This is a genomic window from Arthrobacter sp. Marseille-P9274 (assembly GCF_946892675.1).
Classification (GTDB): domain Bacteria; phylum Actinomycetota; class Actinomycetes; order Actinomycetales; family Micrococcaceae; genus Crystallibacter.
In genome coordinates this window covers 1,774,992-1,801,903 of the sequence record NZ_CAMPOV010000001.1, presented here as the reverse complement: position 1 = coordinate 1,801,903, position 26,912 = coordinate 1,774,992, and the positions used below count along the sequence as shown (strand labels likewise).

The 26,912-nt window shown below is 66.5% G+C and carries 25 protein-coding genes, 1 tRNA gene and 1 other RNA gene; 14 read left to right on the top strand and 13 right to left on the bottom strand.

Annotation, left to right across the window (positions count from 1 at the left end; genetic code table 11):
• Positions 1-40 precede the first annotated feature (40 nt).
• The 5 genes from OC550_RS08205 to OC550_RS08185 all read left to right on the top strand — a co-directional run bounded on the left by OC550_RS08205 (position 41) and on the right by OC550_RS08185 (position 5,175).
• A complete protein-coding gene (locus OC550_RS08205; RefSeq protein ID WP_262106293.1) occupies positions 41-406 on the top strand; it encodes a YraN family protein in 366 nt (121 codons plus the stop codon).
• Entirely contained in the window at positions 406-1,953 is a 1,548-nt protein-coding gene (locus OC550_RS08200; RefSeq protein ID WP_262105021.1) for a YifB family Mg chelatase-like AAA ATPase, read from the top strand. The genes OC550_RS08205 and OC550_RS08200 overlap by 1 nt, the downstream gene beginning before the upstream one ends.
• Positions 1,953-3,152, top strand: a complete 1,200-nt coding sequence (dprA, locus tag OC550_RS08195) for a DNA-processing protein DprA (protein WP_262106292.1) — start codon at positions 1,953-1,955, stop codon at positions 3,150-3,152. Before OC550_RS08200 ends, dprA begins: the two co-directional genes overlap by 1 nt.
• 390 nt (positions 3,153-3,542) lie before the next feature.
• On the top strand, positions 3,543-4,469 hold the full coding sequence (locus tag OC550_RS08190; protein ID WP_262106291.1) for a tyrosine recombinase XerC: 927 nt from the start codon (positions 3,543-3,545) through the stop codon (positions 4,467-4,469).
• Positions 4,470-4,671: 202 nt separating this feature from the next.
• Positions 4,672-5,175 carry a DUF3145 domain-containing protein gene (locus tag OC550_RS08185; protein ID WP_262105019.1) on the top strand — a complete coding sequence of 168 codons (504 nt, stop codon included), beginning with the start codon at positions 4,672-4,674 and terminating at the stop codon, positions 5,173-5,175.
• A 103-nt stretch (positions 5,176-5,278) separates the two neighbouring features.
• Here the strand turns inward: OC550_RS08185 and fabF are convergent, their stop codons facing one another.
• From fabF to aceE, 6 genes are all read right to left on the bottom strand, one after another.
• Complete coding sequence (fabF, locus tag OC550_RS08180; RefSeq protein WP_262105017.1) at positions 5,279-6,514, bottom strand: beta-ketoacyl-ACP synthase II; 1,236 nt, start codon at positions 6,512-6,514, stop codon at positions 5,279-5,281.
• Between the two features lie 95 nt (positions 6,515-6,609).
• Positions 6,610-6,855, bottom strand: coding sequence for an acyl carrier protein (locus OC550_RS08175; protein WP_005266827.1), 246 nt, complete (start codon positions 6,853-6,855; stop codon positions 6,610-6,612).
• Between the two features lie 107 nt (positions 6,856-6,962).
• Positions 6,963-8,030: a beta-ketoacyl-ACP synthase III gene (locus OC550_RS08170; protein ID WP_262105012.1), complete on the bottom strand. Its 1,068-nt coding sequence runs from the start codon at positions 8,028-8,030 to the stop codon at positions 6,963-6,965.
• Positions 8,027-9,004: an ACP S-malonyltransferase gene (locus OC550_RS08165; protein ID WP_262105010.1), complete on the bottom strand. Its 978-nt coding sequence runs from the start codon at positions 9,002-9,004 to the stop codon at positions 8,027-8,029. Before OC550_RS08165 ends, OC550_RS08170 begins: the two co-directional genes overlap by 4 nt.
• A gap of 95 nt (positions 9,005-9,099) precedes the next feature.
• Positions 9,100-10,371, bottom strand: a complete 1,272-nt coding sequence (locus tag OC550_RS08160; RefSeq protein WP_262105008.1) for a CdaR family transcriptional regulator — start codon at positions 10,369-10,371, stop codon at positions 9,100-9,102.
• A 168-nt stretch (positions 10,372-10,539) separates the two neighbouring features.
• On the bottom strand, positions 10,540-13,281 hold the full coding sequence (aceE, locus tag OC550_RS08155; RefSeq protein WP_262105006.1) for a pyruvate dehydrogenase (acetyl-transferring), homodimeric type: 2,742 nt from the start codon (positions 13,279-13,281) through the stop codon (positions 10,540-10,542).
• A gap of 326 nt (positions 13,282-13,607) precedes the next feature.
• Here aceE and OC550_RS08150 point away from each other — a divergent pair, with 326 nt between their 5' ends.
• The 6 genes from OC550_RS08150 to gndA all read left to right on the top strand — a co-directional run bounded on the left by OC550_RS08150 (position 13,608) and on the right by gndA (position 18,166).
• Complete coding sequence (locus OC550_RS08150; RefSeq protein ID WP_262105004.1) at positions 13,608-14,030, top strand: DUF3052 domain-containing protein; 423 nt, start codon at positions 13,608-13,610, stop codon at positions 14,028-14,030.
• 4 nt (positions 14,031-14,034) lie between these two features.
• Positions 14,035-14,493, top strand: coding sequence for a peroxiredoxin (locus tag OC550_RS08145; RefSeq protein WP_262105000.1), 459 nt, complete (start codon positions 14,035-14,037; stop codon positions 14,491-14,493).
• A 13-nt stretch (positions 14,494-14,506) separates the two neighbouring features.
• Positions 14,507-15,385, top strand: coding sequence for an NAD-dependent protein deacetylase (locus tag OC550_RS08140; protein WP_262104998.1), 879 nt, complete (start codon positions 14,507-14,509; stop codon positions 15,383-15,385).
• A 61-nt stretch (positions 15,386-15,446) separates the two neighbouring features.
• Positions 15,447-15,519 (top strand) — tRNA-Val (locus OC550_RS08135).
• 161 nt (positions 15,520-15,680) lie between these two features.
• Entirely contained in the window at positions 15,681-16,583 is a 903-nt protein-coding gene (locus OC550_RS08130; protein ID WP_262104996.1) for a class A beta-lactamase-related serine hydrolase, read from the top strand.
• Between the two features lie 146 nt (positions 16,584-16,729).
• Positions 16,730-18,166 (top strand): NADP-dependent phosphogluconate dehydrogenase, encoded by a 1,437-nt coding sequence (gene gndA, locus OC550_RS08125; RefSeq protein ID WP_262104994.1) that lies wholly within the window; start codon positions 16,730-16,732, stop codon positions 18,164-18,166.
• 77 nt (positions 18,167-18,243) lie between these two features.
• On the opposite strand, the gene OC550_RS08120 is transcribed toward gndA, so the two are convergent.
• The 5 genes from OC550_RS08120 to msrA all read right to left on the bottom strand — a co-directional run bounded on the left by OC550_RS08120 (position 18,244) and on the right by msrA (position 21,890).
• Positions 18,244-19,098, bottom strand: coding sequence for an IS3 family transposase (locus OC550_RS08120; protein ID WP_262104992.1), 855 nt, complete (start codon positions 19,096-19,098; stop codon positions 18,244-18,246).
• On the bottom strand, positions 19,095-19,421 hold the full coding sequence (locus OC550_RS22360; protein WP_368736933.1) for a helix-turn-helix domain-containing protein: 327 nt from the start codon (positions 19,419-19,421) through the stop codon (positions 19,095-19,097). The genes OC550_RS08120 and OC550_RS22360 overlap by 4 nt, the downstream gene beginning before the upstream one ends.
• Before the next feature lie 260 nt (positions 19,422-19,681).
• Positions 19,682-20,269: a serine O-acetyltransferase EpsC gene (gene epsC / locus OC550_RS08115; RefSeq protein WP_262104990.1), complete on the bottom strand. Its 588-nt coding sequence runs from the start codon at positions 20,267-20,269 to the stop codon at positions 19,682-19,684.
• Positions 20,270-20,317: 48 nt separating this feature from the next.
• Positions 20,318-21,253 (bottom strand): cysteine synthase A, encoded by a 936-nt coding sequence (cysK, locus tag OC550_RS08110; protein ID WP_262104988.1) that lies wholly within the window; start codon positions 21,251-21,253, stop codon positions 20,318-20,320.
• Positions 21,254-21,365: 112 nt separating this feature from the next.
• Positions 21,366-21,890, bottom strand: coding sequence for a peptide-methionine (S)-S-oxide reductase MsrA (gene msrA, locus OC550_RS08105; protein ID WP_262104986.1), 525 nt, complete (start codon positions 21,888-21,890; stop codon positions 21,366-21,368).
• Positions 21,891-21,990: 100 nt separating this feature from the next.
• Between msrA and OC550_RS08100 the strand changes: the two genes are divergently transcribed.
• Both OC550_RS08100 and OC550_RS08095 read left to right on the top strand, forming a co-directional pair.
• Entirely contained in the window at positions 21,991-22,896 is a 906-nt protein-coding gene (locus OC550_RS08100) for a Nif3-like dinuclear metal center hexameric protein (protein WP_262104983.1), read from the top strand.
• A gap of 71 nt (positions 22,897-22,967) precedes the next feature.
• Entirely contained in the window at positions 22,968-23,705 is a 738-nt protein-coding gene (locus OC550_RS08095) for a zinc ribbon domain-containing protein (protein ID WP_262104981.1), read from the top strand.
• Here the strand turns inward: OC550_RS08095 and OC550_RS08090 are convergent.
• Positions 23,702-25,474: an accessory Sec system protein Asp2 gene (locus OC550_RS08090; protein WP_262104979.1), complete on the bottom strand. Its 1,773-nt coding sequence runs from the start codon at positions 25,472-25,474 to the stop codon at positions 23,702-23,704. The two genes, OC550_RS08095 and OC550_RS08090, sit on opposite strands and share 4 nt — an antisense overlap.
• Before the next feature lie 4 nt (positions 25,475-25,478).
• Positions 25,479-26,243 (bottom strand): YaaA family protein, encoded by a 765-nt coding sequence (locus tag OC550_RS08085; protein WP_262104976.1) that lies wholly within the window; start codon positions 26,241-26,243, stop codon positions 25,479-25,481.
• A 93-nt stretch (positions 26,244-26,336) separates the two neighbouring features.
• On the opposite strand from OC550_RS08085, the gene rnpB reads away from it, so the two are divergent.
• Positions 26,337-26,722: RNase P RNA component class A (gene rnpB / locus OC550_RS08080), an RNA gene on the top strand.
• Positions 26,723-26,912: the final 190 nt, after the last annotated feature.

Genomic DNA, 26,912 nt, shown 5'->3' with positions numbered 1-26,912 from the left:
GGCGAATGGGTTCCCGCGGAGCGCCGATAAGCGGCGCACGCTGGAGCCTATGAGAGCTAAAGACAAACTCGGCAGGTCCGGCGAAACGCTGGCCGCGGCCTACCTGGAACAAGCGGGACAGCGGGTGGTGGACCGCAACTGGCGTGGACCCGCCGGGGAAATCGACATCGTAGCCCTGGAAGGGGCCACAGTCGTCGTCTCCGAGGTCAAGACGCGAAGGTCGGTGGACTACGGCCATCCGCTGGAAGCCATCACCCCGGCCAAAGTCGAGCGGCTGCAGATCCTCGCGAGGCAGTGGCTGCGGGCCCACGGAATGTCCTCCAACGGCTACCGCATTGACGCGGTTGCCGTCCTGGATGACGGCGACAATCCGCCGGTCATTGAGCACCTCAAGGCTGTCGGCTGATGGGGCTGGGCAGGTCTTTCTCGGTCGCGCTCGTCGGGCTGGCCGGCCACATTGTCGAGGTGGAGGCGGATATCGGCCAGACGCTGCCGGCCTTTGTGCTGCTTGGGCTTCCCGATGCGTCCCTTACTGAGGCCAAGGACCGGATCCGCTCGGCCGCCAAGAACGCCGGTATACCGCTGAGCCGCCGCAAGCTCACTATCAACCTGATTCCGGCATCGCTGCCGAAGAAGGGCTCGGGGTTCGACCTGGCGATGCTGATGGCCGCCCTCCAGGCCGCAGGGGACGTCGGTCCCAGCGGCAGCACCGTTTTCCTCGCGGAGCTGGGGCTGGACGGCAGGCTGCGGCCGGTTCGCGGCATCCTCCCGGCGGTTATGGCCGCCGTCGAGGCGGGACGCCCCGACGTGGTCGTGGCCGACAGGAACCGTGCCGAGGCGGACCTTGTGCCGGGTGCCTGCGTCCGCAGCTTCTCCACGGTGGCCGAACTGCTGCTGGCCTTCGGCGCCGATCCGGCCCGGATAGTCCTGCCGCCGGAGGAACCGGAGGAGGGCGTGGGTCCCGATGCGCCGGCCGCGGCCGCGGGACGGGCTCCCGACATGGCAGATATCGCCGGCCAGCATGAGGCCAGGACCGCGCTCGAGGTGGCCGCCGCCGGAGGGCACCACATCATGCTGGTCGGTCCGCCGGGCGCCGGAAAGACGATGCTGGCCGAACGGCTGCCAGGGCTTCTGCCGGACCTGCCGGACCATCATGCGATGGAAGTGACGGCGGTGCATTCCCTGAGCAGCACGGCCGCAAGGCTGACCGCGCTGCTGCGCCGCCCGCCGTTCGAGAATCCGCATCACACGGCGACCGCCGTGTCCATTATCGGCGGAGGTTGCGGAATGCCCCGTCCAGGGGCGGCTTCCCGCGCCCACCGCGGCGTGCTCTTCCTCGACGAGGCGCCCGAATACGACCGCGCGGTGCTTGACGCGCTGCGGCAGCCACTGGAGAGCGGAGAGCTGGTGCTTCACCGTGCCGCGGGGACCGCCACATATCCGGCCCGTTTCCAACTGGTGCTGGCCGCCAACCCGTGTCCCTGCGGCCGGTCGGACGAGAAGGGTATCGACTGCACCTGTACCCCTACCCAGCGCCGCCGGTACTTCGGCAAGCTTTCCGGCCCGCTGATTGACAGGATCGACCTTCAGCTGTCACTGACGCGCCTGCGACGGAGCGATATGACTTCCGCAGAGGGCCAAGAGAGTACGGCGATGGTGGCGGCCAGAGTCGGCCGGGCGCGGCAGGCCCAGCGCGATCGTCTGGGTCGGTGGGGCCACGCTCTGAACGCCGAGGTGCCCGCCGAGCTCTTCAAAGGTCCCCTGCGCCTGCCGCGTCGGACGTCAGTGGACCTCGACCGGGCCATGGACAACAACGTCCTCACGGCCCGCGGTTACAACAAAGTCCTGCGGGTGGCCTGGACCATCGCCGACTTGGCCGGTCAAGCCGCCCCGGACCGGGACTGCGTCGGCATGGCCTTGGCCTACCGCCAGAACGAAAGGATGGCCGCGTGATGGCCGAAGCGTTGGAGGAGCGACGGGCCCGGGCGGCCCTGGCCCGACTCATGGAACCGTCGGACTGGGTGGGCCTGGCCCTCATCGCGGCCCTCGGTCCGGTCGACGCACTCCGGGTTGCCACCGGGGCGATCGGACCAGGCCAGGAGCTGGAAGGCGAGCTGCGGCGGGTGCTCGACCGGCAGGCGGGCGGGCCCCAACAATCATTGCTGGTGGATGCACTCCAGCGATGGGCTCCTCGGGTGAAGGACCTGGCTCCGGAGCGGGACCTTGCCACCATGGAACGGCTGGGCGGGCGGCTGGTTATTCCATCCGACGACCTCTGGCCTCCGGCGCTGGGCGATCTGGAACTGGGGGAGCCGGTATGCCTGTGGATGCGCGGAAGCGTTGACCAAGGTGTTCCGGCCTTGAACCGCAACGTTGCCGTGGTCGGATCCCGGGACAGCACCAACTACGGCAATTCCGTGACCGGAGACATGGCTGCCGGCCTGGTCCAGCGCGGCTACTGCGTCATTTCCGGAGGAGCGTACGGCATCGATGCCCAGGCCCACCGATCCGCGCTCGCGGCAGCAGATGACTCCAATGGTGTGCCGACCATGGCTGTCATGGCGTGCGGCCTGGACCGCTACTACCCTGCGGGCAACGAGGACCTGCTGCGGTCCATCGCTGCTCGCGGAATCATCCTCGCAGAGGTACCGCCGGGCTCGGCACCGACCAGATGGAGGTTTCTCCAGCGCAACAGGCTGATCGCGGCCCTGGCCGGTGCCACCGTTGTGGTGGAAGCGCGATGGCGCTCGGGCGCCTTGAACACCGCGCATCACGCGGCCGGCCTCGGCCGTCCTGTCGGCGCCGTGCCGGGGTCCGTGTACTCCGCGAATTCGGCCGGCACGCACCGGCTGTTGCGCGACGGCAGCGCCACGTGTGTCACGGATGCGGCGGAAGTAGCCGAGCTGGCCGGCCCCTTCGACGCCACGGGTGCGCCGCCTCAGCAGGAAGCGCTGGCCGACCATGACGGCCTTGGCGTGGAAGACCTGCTGCTGCTGGATGCCCTGCCGATCCGGCAGGGCGTCAGCGTCGACAAGCTCGCCCCCGTGGCAGGGCTGCCCGCACGCAGTGTCCTGGCCGGACTCGGCAGGCTTGAGTCGCGCGGCCTGGCACGGCAGGATGGCTTCGGCTGGCGCCGTGCGCGCAGACCGTAGACCCCGGGCTGGCGCCGGTCCCGCCGAGCGTAGACCCCGGGCTGCCCGCGGGTCCCGCCGAGCGTAGACCCCGGGCTGCCCGCGGGTCCCGCCGAGCGTAGACCCCGGGCTGCCCGCGGGTCCCGCCGAACGTAGACCCCGGGCTGCCCGCGGGTCCCGCCGAACGTAGACCCCGGGCTGCCCCGGGGGCGCGGAGGCATGATCGCATGTGGTTGCCTGCCTGATCCCCGCCGCAATGACATGGAACTCGAGCCGTTTCGGGATGCTGGCCGGTGGACCTGGGAGAGTGCTTCCAGTCGATGATCCGCGCGCCTGCTTGAGCCGGGTCGCCGGATCCACCAAAGTTGGAGAGTGACTGAACGGGACGACCCAGCGGCTGCCGCCGACGGGATAGAAGGCGAGGAACTGCCGGCGGAGTTCGCCGCCGCCCTTGAAGCGTTCGGCCGGTACCTGCAGGCGGAACGGGCGCGGTCGGAACATACAATCCGTGCCTATCTGGGCGACGTGGCGAATCTGCTGGGTTTCGCGGCCGCCGGATCGGCGCAGCACCTGGCGGATCTCAGCCTGTCCGTCTTGAGGTCCTGGCTGGGGAGCATGAATACGGCCGGCATGGCCCGCGCGACCTTGGCGAGGCGAGCCGTCGCTGCGCGGACTTTCATGGCCTGGGCGTTGCGGGAAGAGCTGATTGCCGAGAATCCTTCACAGCGGCTGAAGGCCCCGCGACGCCAATCCGCGTTGCCGGAGGTGCTTCAACGGCGCCAGATGGACCAGCTCTTCGCAACGCTGTCGGACCAGGCCGCGGAGGGTGATCCGGTAGCGCTGCGGGATCGGGCCATGGTGGAACTGCTGTATGCCACGGGCATTCGAGTCAGCGAGCTGGCCGGCTTGGACGTCGACGATGTCGACCACGACCGTCGTCTCGTGCGGGTCCTGGGTAAGGGCAATAAGGAGCGCTCCGTCCCTTTCGGAGTCCCGGCGGCGACGGCCCTGGATGACTGGCTCCGGCGCGGACGCGGCCGCCTGGTGGTAGCGGGGAGCGGCCCGGCGCTCTTCCTGGGCCGGCGGGGTGGCCGCATTGATCCCCGGCAGGTCCGATCCGTGGCCGCCGGGCTGCTGGCGGCTGTTCCCGACACGGCGGCCAGCGGGCCACATGCCCTGCGGCACAGCGCGGCCACGCACCTGCTCGACGGCGGTGCGGATCTGCGCGCCGTCCAGGAAATCCTCGGGCACACCTCGCTCGCAACCACCCAGCTCTACACCCACGTATCGGTGGAACGGCTGAACTCCAGCTACCGGCAGGCCCATCCCCGGGCCTAAGATGCGTCCGTTTCGGGACGCCAGTGGAGTTACAGTGGCGCAATTCGAGGACATGCGGCAGAATGAGTCGGGAATCAAACGATTTGACGAAATAGAATTCCCGTAGCTGCTGCTACCGGAACGTATACGGTACCGCACCAGAGTTCTATCCGCGGGCTGAAGGTCGTTGGGGAAGACGTACCTACAGCAAATGGAGGATGGGATGTCTGTTGTGATGACGCGTGGTGTGCTATTCGTGCACTCGGCGCCGACCGCGCTATGCCCGCATATCGAGTGGGCTATCGGGTCGGTGGTTGATAAGCGCACGGATCTTGAGTGGACGCAGCAGCCTGCCGCGCCCGGGATGTACCGCGCGGAATTGTCGTGGGTTGGTGCCCAGGGTACCGGGGCCCTGCTGGCTTCCGCATTGCGGGGCTGGGCCCATCTGCGGTACGAAGTGACGGAAGAGCCCAGCGCAGGTGTGGACGGCGGACGCTGGTCGCACACCCCCGAACTCGGTATTTTCCATGCCGTCACGGACGTCCACGGCAACATCATGGTCTCGGAAGACCGCATCCGCTACGCCTACGAATCGGGCGCGGGGGATCCGGCCGCCGTTTACCACGAGCTCTCGCTGGCACTCGGCGAGGCGTGGGACGAAGAACTCGAGCCGTTCCGGCACGCCGCCGAAGGCGCGCCGGTCCGTTGGCTCCACCAGGTGGGCTAAGCCACTGGCGGAGCTTCCGCATCCTCCTTTAAATAACGATGAGGCGGCCGGGCTTTCAGCCCGGCCGCCTCATCGTGCCCGTACGCCCGTGCGGGCGGTACGGTCAGACGTTGCGGAAAACGACGACGGCGTTGTGGCCGCCGAAGCCGAAGGAGTTGTTCAGCGCGACGACGTCGCCGCTGGGCATGTCCCGAACCGACGTGACGACGTCCAGGGGAATTTCGGGGTCCTGGCGTTCCAGGTTGATGCTCACCGGCATCTTGCGCTCGTAGATGGCCATGACCGTCAGCACTGATTCGACGGCGCCGGAGGCCCCCAGGAGGTGGCCGGTCTGCGACTTGGTAGCCGAGACGGCGACATTGTCCACGTGGTTCCCCAAGGCGGCCCTGAGGGCCGTGTACTCGGGCTTGTCGCCCACCGGGGTCGAAGTGGCGTGCGCGTTGACGTGCACGACGTCGGTGGCCTGGGCCCGCGCGTCGAAGAGGGCGGCCTTGAGCGCCCGTGTAGCGCCCAGGCCTTCGGGATCGGGGGCGGTGATGTGGTAGGCATCCGCGGTCACGCCGGAGCCGGCCAGCTCGGCGTAAATACGGGCGCCCCGGGCCAGCGCATGTTCTTCGGCTTCGAGGACGAGAGCGCCTGCGCCCTCGCCCATCACGAATCCGTCGCGGTCGATGTCGTAGGGACGGGAGGCGTGCTCCGGATCGTCATTCCGCCTGGACAGAGCCTGCATGGCGCTGAAAGCGGCGATCGGCATCGGATGGATGGCAGCCTCGGCGCCACCCGTCATGACCACGTCTGCCTTGCCGGCCCGGATGAGTTCAATACCCATCGACATTGCTTCCGTTCCGGAGGCACAGGCCGAGACGGGCGTGTGGGCACCGGCGCGGGCACCGAGATCCATGCTGACTGCCGCCGCAGGACCATTGGGCATGAGCATCGGCACCGTCATCGGGAGCACCCGGCGGGGGCCGCGTTCGCGCAGGGTATCCCAGGCGTCGAGGAGAGTCCAGACACCACCGATGCCGGTTGCAAAGGCAACAGCCAGCCGGTCATGGTCGATGTCCTCGATGCCCGAGTCCTTCCACGCCTCACGTGACGCGACGACGGCGAACTGGGTGGACGGGTCCATGCGCTTGGCTTCGACCCGGCTGAGGACCTCGTCGGGTTTGTTGCTCGCCCGGCAGGCAAAAGTCACCGGCAGTTCGTACCGGGCAACCCACTCGTCCTCAAGCGTGCGGGCTCCCGAGACACCCTTGAGCGAATTCTGCCAGGTGGTGGGGACGTCGCCGCCAATGGGCGTGGTGGCGCCGAGGCCGGTGATGACTACTTTGCGTGCCATGTACTCAATCTCTCAGGGGGATGGGCGGAAAAAGCAATGGGCGGCGGCCGGAACTGCTGTGGCGGGTGTCCGGCCGCCGGCTTCCCTGCGGGAGGCTAGGCCTGGGCCTTGGCGATGAAGTCGACGGCGTCGCCAACGGTCTTGAGGTTCTTGACCTCTTCGTCCGGAATCCGGACACCGAACTTTTCCTCGGCGTTGACGACGATGGTCATCATGGAGATGGAGTCGATGTCCAGGTCGTCGGTGAAGGACTTATCCAGTTCAACCGCTTCGGGAGCCAGGCCGGTCTCCTCGTTCACGATCTCTGCCAGTCCTGCCAGGATTTCTTCGTTGCTAGCCATGGAAGGCTCCTTTTCTTGTAGCCGGCGCGCTGTCCGGCGTGGGTTGTCAAACCGCAGACTGCGGTTTGGATCGGCAAACTTTCCTGCTGTGCCGCGACGCTGCGATATTACGGCAGAACCACGACCTGTGCACCGAAGACGAGGCCTGCGCCGAAACCAATCTGGAGGGCAAGCCCGCCGCTGAGTTCCGGGTGCTCCTTGAGCAGTCGGTGCGTAGCCAGGGGGATGGACGCCGCCGACGTGTTGCCGGCCTCGGCGATGTCACGGGCCACCACGACATTTTCGGGCAGCTTCAGCTGCTTGACCATTTCATCGATGATGCGCATGTTCGCCTGGTGCGGGACGAACGCTGCGAGGTCACCGGGTTCGACGCCGGCAGCCTCCAATGCACGCTTGGCCACCTTGGCCATTTCCCAGACGGCCCAGCGGAAGACGGATTGGCCGTCCTGCCGGAGGGTCGGCCAGAGCTTGTGGTCCGGCTCTCCGCGCTCGGCCACGGCGGCACTGAGCGACCCGGCTGCTTCGGCGGCGAGTGAGAGATCCCGGACCTCGTTCAGCGAGTGGGTCATGCTGATGACATCCCACTTGCTTCCATCAGAGCCCCAGACCGACGGGCCGATGCCCGGCGTGTCGGAGGGGCCGATCACCACGGCGCCGGCGCCGTCGCCGAGCAGGAACGAAATCGTGCGCTCGGTGTTGTCGATGACATCCGAGAGTTTTTCAGCGCCCACTACCAGCACGTATTCGGCCGCTCCTGAACGAACCAGCGCGTCGGCCTGCGCGATGCCATAGCAGTAGCCGGCGCAGGCAGCCGATATATCGAAGGCGGGAGCCGGCGTCGCGCCGATGCGGTCCGCCAGGGCCGCTGCCGCCGAGGGCGTAGCGTAGGGATGCGAAACCGTCGAGACGATGACGGCACCCAGCTCGGACCCCTCGATGCCGGCCTTTGCCAGGGCCTCCGTCGCAGCGCCTTCTGCCATGTCCAGCAGCGACGTGTCCGCTCCGGCGCGGTGGCGGGTGACGATGCCGGTGCGCTGGCGGATCCACTCGTCGGAGGATTCGATCCACTGGCAGACATCTTCGTTAGTGACGACGACGTCCGGACGGTAGGCACCGTATCCGAGGATGCGTGAATGATCGTGCAGCTGTGACTGGCGCAGAACGGGGGTGCTCACTGGTGGATGTCTCCAGACTTTTCTTCGACAGTTGTTGCGGCCTGAGGCGTTTGCCGCGTGTGCTCGGCCACGAAGTCCCGCGCCGCTTCCAAATCCTCGGGCGTCTTGAGCGCCAGCGTTGCCACGCCCTTCATGCCGCGTTTCGCCAGGCCCGTCAGGGTCCCTGCCGGCGTCAGTTCAAGCAGGCCGGTGATGCCCACGGAGAGCATCTCCTCCATGCAGAGGTCCCAGCGGACCGGGCGGGAAACCTGGGCGATGAGGCTGTCAAGGTTCTGCTCGCCGCCCGCCACGGGTTCGCCGTCGTAATTGGATAGCAGCGTCAGGGCGGGGGAGGAGGGGGACAGCTGCGGCCGCAGCGCCTCCAGCGCTCCGACGGCGGGCTCCATGTGGGTGGTATGGAAGGCGCCGGCCACCTTCAGGGGGATAACACGGGCCTTGGCCGGCGGGTTGGCCGCGAAGGCCTGCAGCTGCTCGAGGGTGCCGGCTGCCACTACCTGGCCGCCGCCGTTGGCGTTCGCCGGAGTGAGGCCGGCAGCCTCGATGGCGGCGAACACCTCCGCCTGGTCCCCGCCAAGGACAGCGCTCATTCCGGTGGGGGTCTGCGCGGCGGCACGGGCCATGGAGTTAGCACGCTCACGGACGAAAGCCATTGCGTCGTTTTCGCTGAGGGCGCCCGCGATGGCGGAGGCAGTGATCTCGCCGACTGAGTGCCCGGCGATGACGGTTGACAAGTCCAGCGGGTCATTCGCGGTGAGCGCCTTGGCTGTGACGAGTCCGGCCGCGACGATCAGCGGCTGGGCGACAGCGGTGTCCTTGATGGTTTCCTCGTCGGAAGTCGTTCCGTGGGCCACGAGGTCCAGTTGCGCGATATCGCTCAGCAAGCCGAGATGGTCTGCAACCCCGGGAACTTCGAGCCACGGGGACAGGAAACCGGGCGATTGGGACCCCTGGCCGGGGCAGACGATAGCAAGCACGTTATCCAGCTTTCCAAAAAGGGTGCAGTTCCAAGGGTGTTTCGGCGGACGAAGCTCACCGGGCCGCTTTGTAGGAAGTCTACAAGGCGGCGAAGTTACTGCCGAGTAGGTGGACGGTCCTGCGTGGCGCGCGAACCGACCAGCCGGCCGACAACGAGGGCCGTCTGCAGGACGAAGGCTTCGCGGGGCAGCAGCGGGTCCCAGCCCGTGACATCGCTGACCCGCCGGAGCCGGTAACGGACGGTGTTGGCGTGGACGAAGAGCTCCCGGGCCGTGGCTTCGAGCGAATGTCCGAGGGCCAGGTAGCTGGAGAGGGTTTCGACGAGGCCGTTGCCCGCGTTAAGCAGCGGAACGTAGATGTGCTTGTACAGGTCGCGGCGGGCGGCCTCGTCGCCGGACATCACCCGTTCGGGCCACAGATCGTTGGCGGCCACGGGCCGCGGCGCCGCGGGCCAGGCCCGAGCGGCGGTCAGGCCGGCGAACGCTGCCTGGGCGGAGAGGCTGGCGTCCACCAGGGAGCCGGACTCCGGGCCGTAGACAACGGGGCCGGGGCCAAAGAGCTCGCTCAGCCTCAGGAAGGCGGGGCCCTGGTCGGAGATGCCGCCGAGGACGAGGATCAGGCGGTCACCCTGGATCCCGACGAGCGTGTCGTCGGCGAAGCGGGACCCGGCGCGGCGCACCTCCGCAACGAATGTGGGGCTGGGCTCGCCCGGCGAGCTGCCCACCATGACCGTGATCCGGCCGGAGGACTTCCAGCCGACGGCGGCGATGCGCGATCGCAGAGCATCGGAGGACTCACCGCGCAGGATGGCGTCCACGACCAGCGCTTCCAGTCGAGTGTCCCAGGCGCCGCGCGTCTCCGCCGCCCTGGCGTACACGTCGGCCGCGGCGAAGGCGACCTCGCGCGAATACCGCAGCACGGCCTCCCGAAGGCCCGCTTCATCGTTCCCGCCCGCGAGATCCGGCACCTGGTCCTCAACGGCCTCGACGACCACCCGGATGAGCTGCAGGGCCCGTTGCAGGCTGATGGAGCGGGTTAGCTCGGTCGGGGCGGTGCCGAAGACATCGTTCATGACCCAGGCGGGGGAGGCCGGTCGTTCGTACCAGGTGACGAAGGAGGCGATGCCTTTCTGCGCCACGAGGCCGAGGGCTGCCCTCTCATCCGGACGCAGGCTGCGGTACCAGGGCAGATCGTTCTCTAGCCGCTTGAGGGTGGTGGTGGACAGCGCCCCGATCCGGGAGCGCAGTCTGTCCAGGGTGGCGGTGTTGGCCGGGGCGGCCTTGTCCGGCGCACTTTTGGTGCTGCGGGACACCGCCCGCCGCGCACCGGAGGGTGCAGCGGAGGAATCGGTCCGAGGGCGGGGCATGCATTGAGCATACGCAGTTGCCGGTCCCGGCTCCATTCAGGGCTTTGTGCGTTTCCTACTAAATCACCGGCGGGCAGTAGCTGCGGGAGGCCGGAAAATGCCTGCGGCGGACACCCGTTCAGGGGTGTCCGCCGCAGCCTTGCTGTCCGGGCTAAGCCGGCCGCGAGGTCAGGATTCGCCGCCGGCGTTTCCTGTGGTTCCCGCGTTGACGTCGGTGAGCTTGTAGCGCTCAAAGGCTTCACGCGGTGCGTTCTGGTCCACCTCGCCGCGGCGGGCGAGCATCTGCAGTGCCCGCACCACGATCGAATGGCTATCGATCTTGAAGAAGCGCCGTGCCGCCGCGCGGGTGTCGGAGAAACCGAACCCGTCGGCGCCGAGCGTCGCGAATTCGTTGGGCAGGAACTGGCGGATCTGGTCCGGCACCGACTTCATGTAGTCGGTGACGGCCACGATCGGGCCGGTGGCTCCCTCAAGCTGCTGGGCGACGAACGGCTTGCGCGCTTCCTGGCCGGGGTTGAGGAACGCTTCCTCCTCCGCGGCGACCGCCTCGCGGCGCAGTTCGTTCCAGCTGGTGACGGACCAGACGTCGGCGGAGACGTTCCAGTCCTCGGCCAGGATCTGCTGCGCCTCGAGGGCCCACGGAACGGAGACACCGGAGGCCAGCAGCTGGGTGCGGGGACCATCGATCTTCGCCGGCGCCAGCAGGTAGATGCCCTTGACGAGCCCCTCGACGTCCAGTTCTTCGGGCTCGGCAGGCTGCACGATCGGCTCGTTGTAGACGGTCAGGTAGTACATGACGTTGGGATCCGGGTGGTTCCCGCCGTACATCCGCTCCAGGCCGGACTTCATGATGTGCCCGATTTCGTAACCGTAGGCCGGGTCGTAGGTGACGACGGCTGGGTTGGTCGAGGCCAGCAACGGCGAGTGGCCGTCCGCATGCTGCAGGCCTTCGCCGGTCAGGGTGGTACGGCCGGCGGTCGCGCCGATGACGAAGCCACGGGCCATCTGGTCCGCGGCGGCCCAGAAGAAGTCGCCCGAGCGCTGGAAGCCGAACATCGAGTAGAAGATGTAGATCGGCACAAGCGGCTCGCCGTGCGTGGCATAGGACGTGCCGGCAGCGGTGAGGGCGGAGGTAGAGCCGGCCTCATTGATGCCAGTGTGCAGGATCTGGCCCTGCGGCGATTCCTTGTACGCGAGCACCAGGTCGCGGTCGACCGAGAGGTAGTTCTGTCCCTTTGGGTTGTAGATCTTGGCCGTGGGGAAGAATGAGTCCATGCCGAAGGTCCGGGCTTCGTCCGGGATGATCGGGACGACGCGGGCGCCGAAGTCCTTATCCCGCATCAGGTCCTTCAGCAGCCGGACGAATGCCATGGTCGTCGCCGCCTGCTGCTTGCCCGAACCGCGCTTGGCGACTTCGTAGGCTTTGTCTCCGGGCAGATGCAGCGCTGTGTGCTTCGTCCGCCGCTCCGGTACGGCGCCGCCGAGGGCGGCACGCCGCTCCATCATGTACTTGATCTCGGGAGCGTCCTGTCCCGGGTGGTAGTACGGCGGGCGGTACGGGTCGGCCTCGAGCGCCTCGTCGCTGATCGGGATGCGCAGGTGGTCGCGGAACCCCTTCAGGTCGTCGAGGGTCAGCTTCTTCATCTGGTGGGTTGCGTTGCGGCCCTCGAAGTGGGTTCCGAGGCCGTAGCCTTTGACCGTCTGGGCCAGGATGACCGTCGGCTTTCCCTTGAACTCGGTGGCAGCCTTATAGGCGGCGTAGACCTTGTGGTAGTCGTGGCCGCCGCGCTTAAGGTTCCAGATCTGCTCGTCGGTCATGTCCGCGACCATGTCCTTGGTCTGCGGGGTCTTGCCGAAGAAGTGCTCGCGCACGAATCCACCGGATTCGGCCTTGTAGGTCTGGTAGTCCCCGTCCAGTGTGGAGTTCATGATGTCCACGAGGGCGCCGTCGTTGTCCTTGCCCAGCAGGCTGTCCCACTCGCGGCCCCAGACGACCTTGATGACGTTCCAGCCGGCGCCGCGGAAGAAGGCTTCGAGTTCCTGGATGATCTTGCCGTTGCCGCGGACCGGTCCGTCGAGCCGCTGAAGGTTGCAGTTGATCACGAAGGTGAGGTTGTCGAGCTTTTCGTTCGCCGCCAGCTGCAGGAAGCCGCGCGAGTCCGGCTCATCCATCTCGCCGTCACCCAGGAAGGCCCAGACGTGCTGGTCGGACGTGTCCTTGATGCCGCGGTTGTGCAGATAGCGGTTGACCTGCGCCTGGTAGATGGCGTTGGCCGGGCCGATGCCCATCGAGACGGTCGGGAATTCCCAGAAGTGCGGCATGTTCCGCGGGTGCGGATAGGACGGCAGCGCATGCCCCTCGCGGGACTTCTCCTGGCGGAAGCCGTCCAGGTCTTCCTCGGTCAAGCGGCCTTCCATGAAGGCGCGGGCGTACATGCCGGGGGAGGCGTGGCCCTGGAAGAAGATCTGGTCGCCGCCGCCGGGATGGTCCTTCCCGCGGAAGAAGTGGTTGTAGCCGACTTCGTAGAGCGTCGCGGCGCCGGCATACGTGGAGATATGTCCACCTACGCCGATTTCGGGCCGCTGGGCCCGGTGCACGAGCATGGCGGCGTTCCAGCGCATCCATGCACGGTAGCGCCGCTCGATTTCCTCGTCGCCGGGGAAGGCGGGCTCCTGGTCCACGGGAATGGTGTTCACATAGTCCGTGGTCGTCACCATGGGTACGCCAACGCTCTGAGCGCCGGCTCGCTGCAGCAGCGAACGCATGATGAACTGTGCCCGCTCAGTGCCTTGGGACTGGATCAGCTGGTCCAGAGACTCCACCCATTCGGCGGTCTCTTCGGGATCACGGTCCGGCAGCTGGCTTGTCAGGCCGCTCAGGATGTGCGAGGTGTCTTCTCCTGCGCTCACGTCCAACCTCTCTGATGTGCAGATTGTGTCTGCGCCTTTTCTGATTAAGCGTCCCGGCCGATGGTACGGCGGGTTCGGCCTCTTCGCCGGAGGCGTCGGCTGTTGTTTCCTGCGGCCGGTTCCGCCGACGGTACAACTGGTGCAACTCTAACCGTTTGCCTAACCACTATGCAGTACGTGACGGCCTTCACGCAGGCGCGGGGCCGCCGTCGGTTTTGACTGCTGCCCGTCATGCGGCTTGAAGCAACCACAAATAGGGTGTTGGCTTGTAATATCCATAACAGCGTCCGTACCGGGCGCAGCGAATTGCAACGAGGAGGAGCACAGTGAGCGAGGCCGAGACCGCCGCGGTTGACAATGTGGCGGGCAGATTGGGTTTCAAAAAAGGGGACCTGATACAGGAGTTCGGCTACGACGACGACGTGGATTTTGATCTCCGCGACGACATTGAGGAACTCACCGGCTCCGAGTTGCTGGCGGAAGACGACCAGGAGGCCGTCGACTCCGTCATAATTTGGTGGCGTGATGGGGACGGCGACCTCGTCGACGCGCTGATGGATGCCCAGACCACGCTTGACGCCGGAGGCCAGGTGTGGGTCCTCACGCCTAAGTCGGGGCGCGACGGTTATGTACCGCCCTCGGAAATCCAGGAGGCCGCTCCTACCGCCGGCCTGCATGCCACGTCCTCCGCGGGTGTCTCCGACGACTGGGCAGCGGCGCGGCTGGTCAGCAAGCGGAACAAGGGGTAGCGCCGTGGCGGAACTCACAGTTGGCCAGCCTGCACCGGATTTCGAGCTTTCCAACCAGTTCGGGGAGCCCGTCAGGCTGTCGGCACTGCGCGGCGAAAAGATCGTCCTGGTCTTCTACCCGTTCGCGTTCTCGGGCATCTGCACCGGTGAACTGTGCGAACTGCGCGATGATCTCGAGTCGTTCAAGAGCGAGAATGCCCGCGTCCTGGGCATTTCGGTCGACCACAAGTTCGCGCTCCGCGCCTTCGCGGAGAAGGAAAACTACGACTTCGACCTGCTGGCCGACTTCTGGCCGCACGGCGGCGTTGCCAGGACATACGACGTGTTCGACGACGAATCCGGCATGGCGACCAGGGGCACCTTCATCATCGACGCCGAGGGAATCCTTCGGCACATCATCGTGAACCCGCGGACCCAAGCGCGCGACATTCAGGAATACCACCGCATCCTCAAGGAACTCTGAGCGGGGTCGGCCCATGGACCGCGGCCAATTGCTTGAGGTGCTGGAGCTGCTCTCCGGGCGGCACCTGGCCGTCCTGACCGGGGCAGGGCTCAGCACGGACTCCGGCATCCCGGACTACCGCGGACCGGGGTCGGTGCCGCGCAATCCCATGACCTACCAGCAGTTCGTCTCCGATGAGGCGTTGCGCCGGAGGTACTGGGCGCGGAATCATGCCGGCTGGCGGCACATGCGGCGGGCGGAGCCCAATAGCGGGCATTTCGCCCTCGCGGAGCTGGAGCAGCGGGGCGTGCTGACCGGCTTGATCACCCAGAACGTTGACCGGCTGCACCAGGCCGCAGGCAGCCGAAAGGTCATCGACCTGCACGGGCGTTTCGACCGGGTAATCTGCCTCAACTGCCGGACAACGGTGGATCGCGCCGCCCTGGCGCTCCGGCTCGAGGAACTGAACGCGGGCTGGATGGCCGGTCGGTCCGATGCCGGGGACGTCGCTCCCGACGCCGATGCGGACGTCTCCGATACCGAGGGTTTTGTGGTTGCCGCCTGCGAAATCTGCGGGGGGATGCTCAAACCCGACTTCGTGTACTTCGGCGAGAACGTTCCCAAGGACCGTGTAGCGGCCGCCTACGCACTGGTGGACGCGGCGGCGGCGCTGCTGGTGGCCGGGTCGTCGCTGACCGTGATGAGCGGCCTGCGCTTCGTGCGGCACGCGGCCAAACAGAACAAGCCGGTCGTGATCATCAACCGCGGCCGGACTCGCGGAGACGACTTGGCCACGGTCAAGGTCGAGGCCGGAACCTCGGAATCGCTGCAGGCGTTGTCCGCCGAACTTCCGGAGCCCGCTGAACCTGCTTCGGGCGCGTCCGATTGGCAAGCGGGTCCGGTTATCAGGTAAGGTATTTCCTTGTGATGTTGCGGCGGATAACGCATTGCGGCACTGTACAAGACATCGCAACGGGTCTTTAGCTCAGCTGGTAGAGCGCCACGTTTACACCGTGGATGTCATCGGTTCGATCCCGGTAGGACCCACCCGCCAGGACCTCGGAGACGGGGTCCTGTTCGCGTTTAAGCGCGGCGCCCGTTTAGTGTGTCACGGCGGCCCGTCCCGGCGACACACCGTCCTCCCGGTTGGCCAAGGCACGCCCCGGCTTGATACCAAGGTAGAGGAAAATTTCCGACCCTAGGTTGATATGCCCAAACGCATTGCCCCGCCCATAGCCGGAACCCTGGCCGCCGCGACGGCCGCCACGCTCACGGCGTCCTCCGTGGGATTGGCTGGTCACGATGGCCGTTCCATCCTCGCGTCGACCGCCCACGCTGCCCAGGACGTCGTGGCGGATCAAGTGGCGACCGAGCCTCCGGCCGCCGAGCCGCAGGCTGCCGATGGCTCCGGCACCCGGGAGGAGAAGTTCCGCGCGGCCATGGCTGAGCAGGCGGCGGGGGCCGGCCAGACGTTCTCTGTGGCAGTCCGTGATGATGCCACCGGCCAGACCTGGACCTACGAGTCCGAGCGGCGCTACATGGAGGCCAGCGTGGTGAAGGTCTCCATCGTCCTGTCGCTGATCCGCCAGGCCACCGAAGAGGGCAGGGGGCTCTCGGCCGAGGAAATCGAGCTCTCGAGGCAGATGATCACGAAGAGCGACAACGACGCAACGAACGAGCTGTACGCGAGGATCGGCGGAAACGTCGGACTGGACGAGACCTACCAGCTGCTCGGGATGTCCAGTACCGAATCCGGCCCCGGCTGGGGCGGCTCGCTGACCACGGCCGAAGACCAGCTCAAGGTCGTCGAGGCGGTCACCAAAGGCACGGACTGGCTCGACGAAGACCAGCGCGGCTATCTGGTCGAGCTCATGAACTCCGTGGAGGGATCGCAGTACTGGGGCGTTCCCGCGGGAACACGCGACGCCGCCGTCGCTGTCAAGAACGGATGGCTGCAGGACGAGGACGGTCTGTGGAACGTCAACAGCATTGGCCATGTCAGCGAGGGCAACGCTGAATACAGCATCGCCGTGCTCTCGGCCGGCAGCGCCGAAATGGACGACGGCGTCTCCCTCGTGGAGGACGTAGCCGCGATCGTCCACGACCTCTAGCAAGGCCGCCGCCGTCCGCGCGGACAAACGCGGACAAAATAGTGCAACCGCTTTTCCCTCGTGCCGGGGCTCCCATTAGGCTGGACGCAGGAATCCCACTGTCCGGCACAACCGCTGCCGGACCGCAGAGCAGCAATGGAGACTTAATGAGTGCACACATCGGCGTGACCGGCCTGGCCGTCATGGGCGCCAACCTTGCCCGCAACTTCGCCCGCAACGGCTACACCGTGGCGCTGCACAACCGCTCGGCAGCCAAGACGGACGCACTGCTGGAGAACCACGGCGATGAGGGCGACTTCATCCGCACGGAGACCCTCGCCGAACTGGTCGAGGCCCTCGAAAAGCCCCGCCGCGTGCTGATCATGGTCAAGGCCGGAGGGCCGGTGGATTCGGTGATCGACCAGTTGGTCCCGCTGCTGGACGAGGGCGACATCGTCATCGACGCCGGCAACTCCCATTACGAGGACACCCGGCGGCGCGAGGCGGCCCTTGCGGAGAAGGGCCTGCACTTCGTCGGCATCGGCGTCTCCGGGGGCGAGGAGGGCGCCCTGCTGGGGCCGTCCATCATGCCGGGCGGCTCGCGCGAGTCCTACGATTCCCTCGGACCGATGCTGGAGAAGATTGCCGCGAAGTACGACGGCGATCCCTGCTGCCGGTGGGTGGGTACCGACGGTGCAGGGCACTTCGTCAAGATGGTGCACAACGGCATTGAGTATGCGGACATGCAGGTCATCGGCGAGGCCTCGGACCTGCTGCGCTCGGCTGCCGGACTGGAGCCGGTCCAGCAGGCTGAGGTCTTCACCGAGTGGAACAAGGGACCGCTATCCTCGTTCCTGATCGAAATCACCGCCGAGGTCCTGGCCCACCAGGATGCGAAGACCGGGAAACCGTTTATCGACGTCGTTGTCGACTCCGCGGGCCAGAAGGGTACCGGGCGCTGGACCGTAGTGTCCGCCCTGGAACTGGGGTCCCCGGTGTCCGGGATCGCCGAGTCCGTGTTTGCCCGCGGGCTGTCCTCGCAGCGCGACCAGCGGGAACTGGCGCAGGACATCCTCGTCGGCCACGAGGACCGGGTCCAGGTGCCGGAGGGCTTCGTCGACGACGTCCGGCAGGCCTTGTTCGCCTCCAAGCTGGTCAGCTATGCGCAGGGAATCGACATGCTCACCGCCGCCGCCACCGAGTACGGCTGGGACCTGAAGCTGGATGAGATCGCCTCCCTGTGGCGGGCCGGCTGCATTATCCGCGCTGAGCTGCTGGACGACATCATGAAGGCGTACGCGGACGAGGACAAGCCCGCGAACCTGCTGTTCGACCCGGCCTTCGCCGCCGCAATCGCCGACGCCGTTCCGGCCTGGCGGCGCGTCGTCGCCACGGCGGTACAGCTGGGGATTCCGGTGCCGGTCTTCTCCAGTTCGCTGGCGTACTACGACGGCCTGCGCCGCAAGCGGCTGCCGGCCGCGCTGACGCAGGGCCTGCGCGACCTGTTCGGGGCGCACACCTACCGCCGGATCGATACCGGGGGCACCTTCCACACGCTCTGGAGCGGGGACAAGTCCGAAGTATCAGCGGTCGACACGCACTAGGACACGGGATTCCGGAACAATGAGGCCCCGGGCCGCTCTGAACTGGTCCCCAGAAGCTGGACCGGATAAATAAGAGCCTAAGCCGCGAGGGCCTGAGCACGGTATTGCACCGGACTCAGGCCCTCAAGCTTTGTGGAGATCCTTTCGGTGTTGTACCAGCGGATGTAGTCGTGGAGTGCTGATTCCAGTGCGCTGGTGCTGAGGAATCGGACGTGGTGGAAGAGTTCTTCCTTGAGGTGTCCGAAGAAGTTTTCCATCACTGCGTTGTCGTAGCAGTTGCCCTTGCGGGACATCGATTGGATGGCGTTGGCGTGCTGTAAGAGTCTCCGCCATGAGGCGTGCTGGTATTGGAATCCCTGGTCTGAGTGCACGATCGGTTTCTGCTCATGCTCGAGCGTTCTCAGCGCAATACGCAGTGAGGTGTTGGTGAGCGCCAGGTTCGGGGACAGGCCGACGGTGTAGGAGACGATCTGCCGGTCGAAGAGGTCCATGACGGGTGAAAGGTAGAGCTTTCGGCCGTCGACTCTGAACTCGGTCACATCCGTTACCCACTTCTGGTTCGGGGCATCAGCGTCGAAGTCCCGGTTCAGCAGGTTGGGGGCAGTTTTGCCCTGTTCGCCTTGGTAGGAGTTGTAGCGTTTCTTTTGCCGGACCTTGCAGACGAGCTGCAGGGAGCGCATGAGCTTCAGTACGGTTTTCTTCGCGATCGTCCAGCCTTGCTTGGTCAGTTCAGTGTGGATGCGGCGGTGCCCGTATCTGCCGTGGTTGTTGGTGAAGATCTTCGTGGCGGCGGTCTTGATGGCTTCCTTCGGGTCGGGAGCCCTGAGTCGGGCCTGGTGGTAGAAGAACGTCGATCTTGCAAGGCCGGCGACCTGCAGCAGAACCGGGAGTGAAAAGTCGGCCTTGAGGGCGATGATGGCCTGAACCTTCACCGTTGTTTTGGTGCCCTCAAGGCCCGTAATTTTCCCAGGTAGGCTACTTCTGCCCGCAGCCGTTCGTTCTCCCGGCGCAATCGTTCCAGCTCAGATGGCTCCGCAGGCGGTGGAGCGTCGGGTCTCCGTGGTCTGCCCTTAGGCTTCGGGCGCAAAGCGTCGGCACCCTCCCGGCGATACTTCCGTACCCAGTGATCGAGCAGGCGAGCCGAGGACAAGCCCGTCTCCGCGGCGAGGTCCTGAGCGGTCTCACCAGCAAGGAATCGTTTGACCAATGCGATCTTGAACTCGAACGGGTACGACTGCCGTGTCGGTTTGGCCATGAGCGCTCCTCGACCGTGGATTTTCCATCGCCGATAGAGAAGCTTGACTGGCCAACGAGACACACCCAGTAGTCTCGCCGCCGCACTGTCGGCGACACCCTTCTCAAACCACGCTACAGCGGCCTCCCGCTGGTTCTCCGACAACGAACTACGTGCATCCATAAAAACTGCTCCCCGGAAGTGGAACTGAATTTCTCAGTCCAACTTCTGGGGAGCAGTTCACTCAGTTTAGAGCGGCCCGGGGCCTCATGCTGCAGTGGTCAGATCCACATCGCGGGGTCGATGTACTCGGCCGGGTCCACGGCCGGCTTCGTTTCCTTCTGCGGGTCGCGATGCCGGAACGTTGCCGGGATGCCGGTGATGATCGACTCGGCCGGTGCGTCCTTGACCACGACGGCGTTGGCGCCGATGGCGCTGTCGGCCCCGATGACCACCGGTCCGAGGACCTTGGCGCCGGCGCCGATAACCACGCGGTCGCCGATGGTCGGGTGCCGCTTCACCTTGGCCAAGGAGCGGCCGCCGAGGGTCACGCCGTGGTAGATCATGACGTCCTCGCCGATTTCGGCCGTTTCGCCGATCACGACGCCCATGCCGTGGTCGATGAAGAACCGCCGCCCGATCACGGCGCCGGGGTGAATTTCAATGCCGGTGAGGAACCGGCCGAACTGCGACAGCAGGCGGGCGGGGAACCGCAGGTTCTGGTTAGCCCACATTCGGTGGGTGAGCCGGTGGATCCAGATCGCGTGCAGACCGGAATAGGCCAGGACGTTCTCGATCTGGCCGCGGGCCGCCGGGTCGTGCGACCTCGCAGCCTCAAGGTCTTCCCGCAGGCGCGCTGTGAATCCCATTGCCACTTCCTCTTCAGCGGTGACCGCCGCCGTTGCCGTTACGGATAATCAGCCGCGGATGTCGTCGTACAGGATCGTGGAGATATAGCGCTCTCCGAAGTCCGGGACCACGGCCACAATCAGCTTACCCGCGTTCTCTTCGCGCTTCGCGACCTCCAGGGCGGCCCAAACGGCGGCGCCGGCCGAGATGCCGCCGAGGATGCCCTCCTTGATGCCGAGTTCGCGGGCCGTGCGGACCGACGCGTCGGTGGGGGCGTCCAGCACCTCGTCGTACACCTCGGTGTCCAGGATTTCGGGAACGAAGTTGGCGCCGAGGCCCTGGATCTTGTGCGGGCCCGGGGTTCCACCGGTCAGGATCGCGGAGTCCTGCGGTTCCACGGCGACGACCTTAAGGCCCGGCTTGCGCTCCTTCAGCAGTCCGCCGGCGCCGGTGATGGTGCCGCCGGTGCCGATACCCGCCACGAAGATATCGATCGCGCCCTCGGTATCGGCCCAGATCTCCTCGCCCGTGGTGCTGCGGTGGATGGCGACGTTCGCCTGGTTCGCGAACTGCTGCGCCCAGATGGAGTTTTCCGTGCTCGCGACGATCTCCTTGGCCTTTTCCAACGCGCCGCGCATGCCCTCGGAACCGGGGGTCAGGACGATTTCCGCACCGAAGGCGCGAAGCATCACCCGGCGCTCGGTGGACATGGTTTCCGGCATGGTCAGGATGACCTTGTAGCCGCGGGCGGCTCCAACCATGGCCAGCGCGATGCCGGTGTTGCCGGACGTGCCTTCCACAATCGTGCCGCCGGGGTGCAGGGCTCCGGCCTTTTCCGCGGCGTCGACGATGGCTACGCCGATGCGGTCCTTGACGCTGTTGGCGGGGTTGTAGAACTCAAGCTTGACCGCCACCTTGCCGGGGAGGCCTTCGGCCAGCCGGTTGAGCCTGACCAGTGGCGTGCCTCCGACAATCTGGGTGACGTCGTCGTAAATTCTTGCCATGAAAGGTGCCTCTTCCCGCCCAGTGGGCTTAGTGCAGTGACGTGCCTCGGCAGAGGCCGGCAGGCCGCCAAGGCACAGTTGAAGCCAGCCTAGCCAGCGCCGCCCGCGGCCGTTAAGCCGAGAGCCATTGGGCGTAATATTTACGGGCCTTGGCCAGCTTGGGGTTGATGATCACCTGGCAGTAGCCCTGCTCCGGGTGCTTGGCGTAAAAGTCCTGGTGGTACTCCTCGGCGCGGTGGAACGGGCCGAGCTGCACAACCTCGGTGACGATCGGGTCGCGCCAGTCATCCTGCGCTCGGGTGATGGCGGCCTCGAAGAGTTCCTTCTGCTGTTCATCGCGGTAGAACATGGCCGACCGGTACTGCGTGCCGACGTCGTACCCCTGCCTGTTCAGCGTGGTCGGATCGTGGGACACAAAGAACAGGCCCAGGATGACGTCCTCGGGGACCACCTCTTCATCGAAGGTGACGGCGACGACTTCCGCGTGTCCCGTCGTTCCCGAACATACCGCTTCATAGAACGGGTCCTTGGTGTGGCCGCCGGTATAGCCGGAAACCACCTCCGAGACTCCCTTGGTCTTTTGGTAAATTGCGTCCAGGCACCAGAAGCAGCCTCCACCGAGCACAAAAGTTTTCATGGTTTTAACAATGTCAGAGTGTTCGCTAAGATTCCCGGCGCGGGGGACCGCCCCGAAATGATCGCGCGGGGGCGCAGTCGTTTGGGGTAGAAAAGGATCTATGAACGACGACGATCGAGCGCAGAATGGCGCGGATGCCCAGGAACCGGCCGCCGAAGCCCAGCCGGGCGGCACACCCGTCCTGGGAGACGTGCTGCTGGCCATTGAAGAGCTGTGGCCCCAGTCGCTCTCCGAGCCCTGGGACGCAGTGGGACCGGTGGTCGGCCGGACGGCGTCCGAGGTGAAGCGGGTCCTCTTCGCCGTCGATCCGACGGCCGAAGTCATCGACGAGGCGCTGGCCTGGCAGGCGGACCTGCTGGTCACGCACCATCCGCTGCTGCTCAAGCCGGTGAATTCCGTGGCGGCGTCACACTTCAAGGGGGAGGCCGTGCACCGGCTGATCGAGGGCGGCTGCGCCCTGGTGACGGTGCACACGAACGGAGACAGCGCCGTCGGAGGCGTTTCGGATGTGCTGGCGGACGCGATGGGACTCCAGGGGGTCAAGCCGCTGGTGCCGGCCGACAAGGGGCTGCCGGAAGAAGGCATCGGTAGGGTCGGCGAGCTATCGGAAGCGACGACGCTGGGCGACTTCGCCGCCGTCGTTTTCGGCATGCTTCCGGCGGTTGCCGGGGGAGTGAAGGTAGCAGGGGACCGCAACGGGCTGGTCCGCACGGTCGCCGTCTGCGGAGGCGCCGGAGATTCCCTGTTCGACGCCGTCCGCGCCGCGCAGGCCGACGTGTACGTCACGGCGGATCTGCGCCACCACCCGGCCTCGGAGGCACGCGAGGGAGCTGTGGAGGGGAGGCCGTATCTGATCGACGTCTCGCATTTCGGCAGCGAATGGCTCTGGCTGACGCCGGCGGCCGAGGCGCTGGACAACGTGCTGCGCGACCAGGGGTACGACGTCGAGGTCAGCGTCAGCGGGATCAACACCGACCCCTGGGACTTCATCCTCACACCCGGCTGAGCCGACGGGGCGAGGCGATAGGCTAGGACAATGCCGGCCGCGAGGGCACGGCCGCATTCGGAAGGAAATCCATGGCGAAGGCACCAGCATCCGAGCAGCTGAGGCTGCTTGACCTTCAGGCGTTGGACAGCAAGCTGACGCAGCTGGACCGGCGTGCCGCCGCGGTTTCGGCCAACGCGGACATCGCGGCGCTGAAGGAAAAGCTCGCCGCCGCGGACTCCGGGCTCGTGGCCATCAACACCGAAGCCAGCGATACGGCGATGCAGCTCAAGCGGGCGGAGACTGACGTCGAAGTGGTCCAGGCCCGCATCGACCGGGACCAGCAGCGCCTGGACAGCGGGACCGGGTCGCCCAAGGACCTGTCCGCGCTGCAGAACGAGCTGGTGTCGCTGAATAAGCGCCGTTCGGACCTTGAGGACGCGGAGCTGGAGATCATGGAGCGCCTGGAAGCCGTACGGGTCCGCCAGGCGGAACACCAGCAGTCGAACGATGCCCTCGCGCAGGAGCTGGTGGCGCTGGAAAAGACCCGCGATGACGAGCTGGCCGGCATCGCCGCTGAACGCCAGGATGTCGAGGCCGCCCGAACGGAGCTGGCCGCCACTTTCGAGGCGCCGCTGCTCGCTGTCTACGAGAAGACCCGCGCGCATCGGGGGATCGGCGCCGCGCGGCTGTTCCACGGCAAGTCGGAAGGTTCCGGCATGCAATTGAGCCCGGGCGACTTGAACGAGATCCGCGGCGCTGCCGCGGATGAGATCGTGTTCTGCCCGGACTCCGGCTGCATCCTCGTACGCTCGGCCGACTGGAGCTAGTTAGGCGTCCCGCCCGCTTGGCTTCTTCCTCGCACCCGGTCCGCCCTGCGCTTCACCGCGCGGATGAGCCGCCGGGCACGGACCCGCTTGGAAACGGCCGGACGAGGACCGAGCAGGGAAGCCTCGAGGCTCCCATCCGGCGCCTCCCGAAGCCTGATCCGCCGGCCCGTGGCGATCGTGTGGAGGGCCCCGCCGGCGCTGAGCGAGACGTGGGCCTCGTAGAGCCCGGGCTCCACGCCTGCCAGGGACACCCCGGCGAAGCGTGGAGTGGCGAAGCGGGCGTGGGTGTGACTGTTCCTGCCGTCGCCGAAATAGTCGGCGGGATCGGTGACCCGGGCACCGGCCAGCGGCACGGACCGGACGCCCGCACCGGAGGCCAGCACGAGGTAGTAGCGGCCGGATTCCCAGCCGGTCATCGATGTACCCCGGACAGCGAAGGTACCTTCGAAATGGACCCGGTCCCCGCGCGCCCACTGGCTCCTGATGTTGAAGACGGCCTGGTGCGGCGCGGTCCCGAGGATCGGGCGCTTGCGGAGTACGCTGCCTCTGCTGTCGGACGCGAAAGTGATGAGGTCGCCGCCGTCGTTGCTCTCCGCGGTGGTCCGTTTGGTGGAGACACAGGCGGCCGTCCGCTCGGCTGATTCCGCCGTGAGCGCCAGCGAGGCCTCGTAGTCACCGCGGGGCAAGCCGGAGAGGTCCACTCCGTCGCTGGACGCCTGGAACTTTCCGAAGCGGTAGTCGCAGAAATAGTCCTCGTAGTGCGTCTGGTAGATGCCGCGATCCTGGACCTGGACCAGCGGATATTCGTACCGCCCCGCGTCGCCCGCGAGGACCAAGGACGTCGCCAAGGCCGCGGGCCGGTCCGCGGCATGGCCGCGCAGGAATGCCACTCCCTGCGGGAAGAATTTCGGACCGGCCATCCTGCCGGCCCGCAGGTCCACGACAGCCGCCGAGGAGCTTCGCTGCGTCCGCAGGCCGGCCGCCGCTACCTCCGGATCCTGCCGGAAGCCGTTGCGCACTTCGCCGTACCGGGGTGCGACGTTCTCGCCGAGCGCGTACAGCACGGACAGCAGCAGCGGCATGTTGTAGCGGGTGATGTCCGAATGCTCGTTGACGAGGTCGGAATCCGTCTCGATGTAGTTGAAGTTGGAGTATCGCCGCAGCAGGGGCAGCGCGGGCTCCACCTGCTCGGCGTGGAACTGGTCCTGTACCGAGCTGAACAGATAGATATTCCGGTCGCGGCGGGCGTCCTTGGCGACCGCATGGGGCAGCAGGCTGTCGAGCAGCTGCAGCTCTTCGTCGCTTCCGGTGCGGGTCAGGTGCCGGTGGATGACCGGCCGGTGCTTAGCCGTGTGGCTGCCGACGTAGATTTGGGGAGCGCTGGCGACAATGTTCGGGAAGTCGTACTTGATGCCGTAGTAGAGCGCGGCGAACCCGCCCTTCGAAAAGCCCACCAGCGTGCAGTTTTCGTGTCCCAGCCCCAGCCGCTCCAGTTCCCGGTCGATGGCGGCGATCACCGCCCGCTCGACGGAGAAGTCCAGGCCGTTGCAGAGGTAGTAGGAGTACTGGCCGCCAAAATCATCCTTCAGCCACAGCCAGTTCGCCTGGCTGTCCCGCGAACCCCGGCCGTCGAACTCGTAGCTGTCGATCGGCCGGATTCCGGCGAACATGACCACCAGATGCCGCCGGTCGAGCTTGGCGGGGCGGCTCTTGCAGTGGACCGTCACGCCCTCGTGGACCAGCGTGTGCTCGGTTTGTTCCCTCGTCATCCGTTCAGCCCTCCAAAATGATGCTCAGGGCGTGCGGCTTCCGTCCGGAGCCGGGGGTGAGTTCGGCCCGCCACTTCTCCGTCGCGGCCTTGAGCAGCGCCGCAGGCGTCGCGGGAGCCTTGCCGCGGCGGGTCAGGAGGTGCCGGGCGAGTTCTCCGCGGGTGTGCTTGGCGAAGTGCGAGACGACGGTGCGCTTTCCGGCCCGCTCCTGGAAGACGTTGACCGCTACCGTGCTATCCGCCGGCGGCGCCCAGGCGGCGGCATAGCTGCTCGAGCGGCAGTCGACGACCAGCTGGCCGTCGGCGCGGCCGTCCAGCGCGGCGGGCAGGTGCTTTTTCCAGTAGCTGGCGAGCTTGCCCGTCTCGGGGAGCCCAACGGACATGGACAGCCGGTAGGCGGGAATGCGGTCGGCGAAGCCGATTGCGCCCCAGAGCGCGGAGATAACGACGACGGCGGCATCCGCCTTGCGCTTCTGCGCGGAGGTCATGCTGGCGTAGCCGAGCGCGTCGTACAGGACCCCTGAGTAGACCGTGTGCGCCGGCGCCGATGGCTCGGCCTCCAGGCGCCTGTTCCGCTCGACCTCTTCGGCCAGCGACGCCCCTACTCCCAGCAGCGCCAGGGCTTCCGGATGGGAACTCGCGCTGGCCAGCGCGCCAAGGACGTCATGGCGCGGACCGTTCAGTTCGGCAAAGCTCAACTCGGAGAGTTCGAACGGTTGGCCCGTCTCAGCGGCCGTCTTTCCTTCGGAGGGTGGGAGCAGAATCAGCACCATAAGAGCTTACAGACCCGCAGCCGCGACCCCCGGGTCCGGCCCCCGCGGATGACGGGCCGGGACGCGGGCGGCTGTATTGTGGGACAAGGACAGGTTGGCTGGGCGATCGCGTTGGCTGCCCGCGGGCAGCTGCCGAGGAAAGTCCGGGCTCCACAGGGCAGGGTGGTGGGTAACGCCCACTCGGGGAAACCCGCAGGCAAGTGCCACAGAAAACAGACCGCCAGGGCCGCTTGCGCGGCGCCTGGTAAGGGTGAAACGGCGGTGTAAGAGACCACCAGTGTCCCGGGTGACCGGGACAGCTAGGTAAACCCCACCCGGAGCAAGGCCAGACAGGGCACGTTTGAGGGCCGCCCGCCCGAGTGCCCGGGTAGGCCGCTTGAGGGCATCGGCAACGGTGCTCCTAGATGGATGATCGCTACCCTGCAACGGGGAACCGGTGCAGGTGACAGAACCCGGCTCACAGGCCAACCTGTCCCACTTTGTGCGGCCGCTGTGAGTGACTTCACACGTAACCGACTCGTGGGTGTGACCGGATTCCCTAAAATGGAACTGGGCAACGCCCAACAGCACTGAGCCAGCCGAGGCGACTGTGTATTCTGCGCGGAGTGGATTCGACTTCGCTGCGGGGTTTCGCCGCGGAATTCGCGGCGGGTACAACCGGGATCG